Source organism: Streptomyces cellostaticus (assembly GCF_001513965.1).
Taxonomy (GTDB): Bacteria; Actinomycetota; Actinomycetes; order Streptomycetales; family Streptomycetaceae; genus Streptomyces; species Streptomyces cellostaticus.
On the sequence record NZ_KQ948025.1, the window covers coordinates 36,667 to 42,745 of the forward strand.

5 protein-coding genes are annotated in these 6,079 nt (G+C 71.7%); 2 read left to right on the plus strand and 3 right to left on the minus strand.

All coding sequences use genetic code 11. The features are described 5' to 3' along the window. Positions 1-26: 26 nt before the first annotated feature. Together AQI88_RS21550 and AQI88_RS21555 are read left to right on the plus strand one after the other, a co-directional pair. A complete protein-coding gene (locus tag AQI88_RS21550; protein WP_067001875.1) occupies positions 27-2,114 on the plus strand; it encodes a PTS fructose transporter subunit IIABC in 2,088 nt (695 codons plus the stop codon). A gap of 112 nt (positions 2,115-2,226) precedes the next feature. Beyond that, a complete protein-coding gene (locus tag AQI88_RS21555; protein ID WP_067001878.1) occupies positions 2,227-2,478 on the plus strand; it encodes a hypothetical protein in 252 nt (83 codons plus the stop codon). A gap of 252 nt (positions 2,479-2,730) precedes the next feature. Here AQI88_RS21555 and AQI88_RS21560 read toward each other — a convergent pair whose 3' ends face one another. From AQI88_RS21560 to AQI88_RS21570, 3 genes are all read right to left on the minus strand, one after another. Further along, on the minus strand, positions 2,731-3,477 hold the full coding sequence (locus AQI88_RS21560; protein ID WP_067001880.1) for a DUF6227 family protein: 747 nt from the start codon (positions 3,475-3,477) through the stop codon (positions 2,731-2,733). A 157-nt stretch (positions 3,478-3,634) separates the two neighbouring features. After that, on the minus strand, positions 3,635-4,855 hold the full coding sequence (locus AQI88_RS21565) for a L,D-transpeptidase (RefSeq protein ID WP_107118619.1): 1,221 nt from the start codon (positions 4,853-4,855) through the stop codon (positions 3,635-3,637). 188 nt (positions 4,856-5,043) lie between these two features. Then, a complete protein-coding gene (locus AQI88_RS21570; protein WP_107118620.1) occupies positions 5,044-6,072 on the minus strand; it encodes a P1 family peptidase in 1,029 nt (342 codons plus the stop codon). Positions 6,073-6,079: the final 7 nt, after the last annotated feature.

A 6,079-nucleotide genomic window follows, 5' to 3' on the forward strand; every position in this document is an offset into this window, starting at 1 on the left:
GCGATACGCGTGCATAGGAGCCCGCGATGAGCGACATGATCACCGCGGACCTGGTCGACCTCGACCTGTCCGCCGATACCAAGGAAGCGGCGGCGCGCGCCCTCGCCGAGCGCATGGTGGCCCTGGGCCGGGTGACCGACCTCGACGGCTTCCTCGCCGACGTGGCCGCCCGCGAGGCGCAGATGCCGACCGGCCTCGACGGCGGCATCGGCATCCCGCACTGCCGCAGCGCCCACGTCACCGAGCCGACGCTCGCCTTCGGCCGCAGCGCCGCGGGCATCGACTTCGGCGCCCCGGACGGCCCCGCCGACCTGATCTTCCTGATCGCGGCCCCGGCCGGCGCGGACGACGCCCACCTCACGATCCTCTCCTCCCTGGCCCGCCAGCTGATGAACGCCGAGTTCACGGACGCGCTGCGGTCGGCGGGCGACGCGGGGACGGCGGCGGCGCTGATCCGCGGGGACGAGGCGCCGGCGGGCGCCCCCGAGAACACCGCTGCGGCGCCGGGGGCGGCCTCCGCCGGCGCCGCGGCGGGCAGTACGGCGCAGGCGCCGGGCGCGGGCGAGCCCGCTGCGGCGCAGAGCGCCACGGCCGGTGGTACCGGCGCGGGCGAGCGCCCCTTCCGTATCGTCGCCGTCACCTCCTGCCCGACCGGTATCGCGCACACCTATATGGCGGCCGAGTCGCTGGAGAACGCGGGCCGCGACGCGGGCGTCGAGGTCCTCGTCGAGACGCAGGGCTCGGCCGGCTTCACCCGGCTCGATCCGGCGGTGATCGCGGCGGCGGACGGCGTGATCTTCGCGCACGACGTCCCCGTACGCGACAAGGACCGCTTCGCGGGCAAGCCGACGGTCGACGTCGGTGTGAAGGCGGGCATCAACCGCCCCGCCCAACTGATCACCGAGGTGCGCGGCAAGGCCGAGCGCGGCGAGGTCACCGCCGCCGCCGCTGCGGGAACTCCGGTCGAGCGGGCCGGTGACTCCACCGAGGGCTACGGCACCAGGCTCCGCAAGTGGCTCATGTCCGGCGTGAGCTACATGGTCCCGTTCGTCGCCGCGGGCGGTCTCCTCATCGCCCTCGGCTTCGCGATCGGCGGCTACAAGATCAACAAGGCGCCGTCGGTGATGGACCACTTCGTGTGGACCCAGGCCGACAGCTGGGGTGCCCTCCTGTTCCAGATCGGCGTGGTGGCCTTCGGCTTCCTCGTCCCGGTCCTGGCCGCCTACATCGCCTACGGCATGGCGGACAGGCCGGGCCTGGTCCCCGGCTTCGTGGGCGGTGCGATCTCGCTGACGATCAACGCCGGCTTCCTCGGCGGCCTGGCGGCCGGTCTGATCGCCGGTGGCGTGGTGCTCGCGATCCAGAAGATCGACATCCCGGCGGCCCTGCGCGGCATCATGCCGGTGGTGGTGATCCCGTTGATCTCCTCGGCGATCGTCGGCTTCCTGATGTTCGTCGTGATCGGCAAGCCCATCGCCTCCGCCCAGAAGGGCATGACCGACTGGCTGAACGGCCTCACCGGCGCCAACGCCGTCCTGCTCGGCGCCCTGCTCGGCCTGATGATGTGCTTCGACCTGGGCGGCCCGGTCAACAAGGTGGCCTACACCTTCGCCACGGCCGGTATCGCGGCCGCCAGCCCGAGCGACTCGGCGATGAAGATCATGGCCGCGGTGATGGCGGCCGGCATGGTCCCGCCGCTGGCGATGGCCCTGGCCACGACCGTCCGCGGGAAGCTCTTCACGCAGACCGAGCGCGAGAACGGCAAGGCCGCCTGGGTGCTGGGCCTCTCCTTCATCTCCGAGGGCGCGATCCCGTTCGCCGCGGCGGACCCGCTGCGGGTCATCCCGTCCTCCATGGTCGGCGGCGCGGTCACCGGTGCCCTGTCGATGGCCTTCGGCGCCACTCTGCGCGCCCCGCACGGCGGCATCTTCGTGGTCCCGCTGATCGGCAACCCGTTCCTCTACCTGATCGCCATCGCGGCCGGTGTGTGCGTCACCACGGCCCTGGTCGTCATCCTCAAGGGCATGCGCAAGCAGGCCCTCGAGACCACGGCCACCGACCCCGCCGCGAACGCGGCGGCGGCGAAGGAGACGAAGCAGCCGGTCGCCGCCTGACGGCGCACCGCCACCTCTTGTCCCTTTGGTGAACTGTGAGTTGTTCACGGCACCTGCGAGATACGTCACGGTCCGGGCCCAAAGTCCCGGACCGTGGTGTGTACTGGGGCGTATGCCTGAGCACGTCTCGACTCTTCAGCTGATCGGCGTGGCCGCCCTCACCGCGGCGGGTGCCGTGTGGGCCGTCGTGGTGATGCGCCTGCTGCGCCGCGCCCGTGTCGAGGCCACCGAACGGCTTGCCGCCGCATCCCTCCCGGCTCTCCCGTTCCAGCCCCAGGACGGTCCCCCGCAGGAGTCCGTCGAGCTGACCCCGGCGGAACAGGACGCCTTCGCGGGTCTGGTACGCCAACTCGGCCACCGCTGACGCGAGAAGGCACCGAAGTTCCCGTCCGTGCCCGGGCCCACTCCTGTCACCCGGGAGCGCAGGCGCTAGGGCCTGTCCGGCGGATCGGGCCGGCTCCAGGCAACGGTGCCTCATCAGCACGGGTGAGCGGGGGCTGGTGCGTGCAGATGCAAGGCGGAGGAGGGCGTCGACGCGGAGCGTCGGCAACCGACGACAACGCCGCAGATGTGCGTGCCAGCCCCCGCGATTCCGGCATGATCCGCCGGACAGGCCCTAGCCCTGCCGTGCCGCGCGCCGCTCCATGGCGTTCCGCGCCGCGTCCGCCGTCGTGTACACCTCGCACATGTGCCGCCCGTCGGGCGTCGCCGTGTGCTCGACCTCCCACAGGGAGACCTCCCGGCCGTCCGACAGCAGGAACGCGTGCTCGTACAGCGCGAAGCTCAGTCCGGCCCGGGCGGCCCGCCCGGGCCGCCCGAACGCCTGGGTGATCTGATGCGCGGACGCGGTCGCCAGCAGCGCCGCCACCTCCGCGTCCGGCCGGTCGGGGTTCTCCGCACGGCGCAGCAGCCGGCGCGCGTGGTCCGCCGAGTCGTCGGGGGCGTACACGTGCCGGGGCTCGGGAATCGCCGACAACTGCATCAGCGTCGGCAGCTCGAAGTCCGGCGTGTCCGGCGGCAGTGCGAGCCGGGCGGTGGCGGCGTGCAGCTCCTCCTCGTCGACGTACACCTCGTGCTGGGCGTCGCCGCCCACAGCGGTGTTGTGGACGAGCTCCCACAGGGTCACCGCGGAGCCGTCGGCGAGCAGCCAGGTGTGCCGGTACGTCTCGCGGTGCAGCCCCGCGCTGTGGTGGGCGGAGTGCAGGGAACTGTCGTGCGCCAGCGCGCAGTCGAGCCGCCGTATCACCTCGTCGGGCAGCTCGAAGGAGTTCAGGGCACGGCCGAGGAGTCGCACGAGATGCTCCTCCGGAGACTCGGGCGACTCGGCTGGTTCGTACGCTGCCGTCTCGTACGGAACGCTCAAGGCTTCTCCCGGCGTTGCTGCATGTCACCTTGTGGGTGCATACCGTAGCCCCTCGGTCGGACATCGTGTCCGGGAACCGAGAAAACGTATGCCGGGAAAACGCGAAGGCCGCGCGAGAAGTTCCCGCGCGGCCTCACGCTCCGTCACAAACTGCCGGTCAGACGGCACTTCCGGCGGTCCAGGCGCTCCAGGCCATGTTCCAGCCGTTGAGTCCGTTGTCCGGGGCCACGGTCGTGTCCGGGGAGTTCTTCACGATCACGACGTCCCCGACGAGCGAGTTGTCGTAGAACCACTTGGCCGTCGTGTCGCCCTGCGCGCCCTGCACGTCCGCGAGCCCGACGCAGCCGTGGCTGGTGCCCTCGCGGCCGAAGGGCGGGTTGCCCTTGTTGTACCAGTAGTTGCCGTGGATGAACGTGCCGGACGACGTCAGACGCATCGCGTGCGGCACGTCCGGGATGTCGTACTCCCCGCCGAAGCCGACCGTCGAGCCGTTCATCCGGGTCTGCACGAACTTCTCGGCGATCACCATCTGCCCGTTGTACGTGGTGTGCTGCGCGCTGCCCGCGGAGATCGGCACCGACTTGATCGTCTTGCCGTCCCGCACCACCGTCATGGTCTGCGTGTTGACGTCGACGGTGGAGACCTGCGAGCGCCCGATCGTGAAGGACACCGTCTTCTTCTGCACGCCGTAGACGCCGTTCGCGCCCTGGACCCCGTCCAGGGCGATCTTCATCGTGACCTTGGAGCCGGCCTTCCAGTAGTCCTGCGGCCTGAAGTCCAGCCGCTGGTCCCCGAACCAGTGCCCGACCACCTGCTGCCCACTGCTGGAGTTGACCGTGATGTGCGACTGCACGGCCTTCTTGTCGGTGATCGCCTTGTCGAAGGTGAACGACACCGGCATGCCCGCGCCGACCGTCGAGCCGTCGTCCGGCGTGTAGGTGCCGATGAAGCTGTTGGCCGAGCTGACGGTGGTGAAGATGGAGTTGGCCGCCGCCGTACGCCCGCCCGAGTCCTTCGCGGTCGCAGCTATCTCGTACTTGGTCCCGCGCTCCAGCTGCTGCTTCGGCTTCCAGCTGCTGCCGTCCCCCGACACCGCCCCCGGCACGGCCTGCCCCGACCCCGCCACGGTCATCTTCACGTCGGTCAGCTTGCCGTCGCTGACCTTCACCCCGGTCGCGTTGATGGACGCGCCGGTCGAACCGTCCTTGGCCGAGATCACGATCTTCGCCGTCGACGTCTTGGGCGAGTCCTGGCCGCCCTTGCCGTCGTCGTTCGTGGCGTTGGCGCTGCCGCCACAACCGGTCAGGGTGAGGGCGCCGACCATCAGGGCGGCACAGGCCCCCAGTGCGCGCCGCGCTGCAATGTCCGGCGTTGTCACGGGCTGCTCCCAGTTCGTGTGATGTGCGTGATCCGTTCCAGTGCGTGAGGAAAGAGGGCATCGGCCCCGGGGGAGGTTCCCTCCATCGCCCCTGAACGCCATCACGTGACACAACCGCGACAATCCAAACCCCCGAGGCGCTCGGCCCGGCGCTGCGGCCCCGGTCTTACGCCTCACCCGCCTTGCGCCTACCGCTCCCCGTACAACTCCCCGTACGACAGCCACACTCCGCCCGGCCCCTCGGCCGACTCGGCGGCGCGCACGCCGCGTACGATCGCGCGCATCACGAGGTCCGCGGCGGCCGCGAGGACGTCGTTCAGTGCCAACGGGTGCCCGCTGTCGAGCGGGCGCGTGCCCGTCGCCAGCGCGAACACCGTGTCGCCGTCGTGCATCAGGTGCACCGGCCGCACCGCGCGGGCGATGCCGTCGTGCGCCGTGCCCGCCATCTTCTGCGCCTGCGCCTTGGTGAGGTCCGCGTCGGTCGCGACCACCGCGAGCGTCGTGTTGAGCGGCGGGGGTCCGTTCTGCGCGGCCACCTCGGCAAGGCGCCGGCGTGCCGCCTCGTGCACGCGCTCCTCCGGGTACCGCACGCGCCCCTGGAACAACTCCCCGTACAGGACGCCCGTTTCGGGATCCGTCACCGCCCCCGCGGCGTTCACCACCACCAGCGCGGCCACGGTGATCCCCGAGTCGAGGACCGTGCTCGCGCTCCCCACCCCGCCCTTGAGCTGCCCCGCCACCGCGCCCGTCCCGGCCCCCACGGACCCCTCCGGCACCGCCGCGCCCGGCGTGCTCGCCGCGGCCGCCTCGACCGCCGCGCGCCCCATCGCCGCGTCCGGGCGGGCCCGGAACGTCCCGCCCCGCCCCAGGTCGAAGACGCACGCGGCGGGGACCACCGGCACGACGTGCGCCGGATCCGCGCCGACCGGCACTCCGCGCCCCTGCTCCTCCAGCCAGGCCATGACTCCGGACGCCGCGTCGAGCCCGTACGCGCTGCCTCCGGTCAGCACGACGGCGTCGACCTTCTGCACCACGTTGCGCGGGTCGAGGGCGTCGGTCTCCTTGGTGCCGGGGCCGCCACCGCGTACATCCACGGCGACGACGGCGCCGCCCTCGGGAGCGAGGACGACCGTGGTACCGGTGAGCCAGCCGTCCCCGCTGCGGGAGGCGTGTCCCACCCGCACTCCCGCGACATCCGTCAATGCGTCAACTGTCATGGCGGCC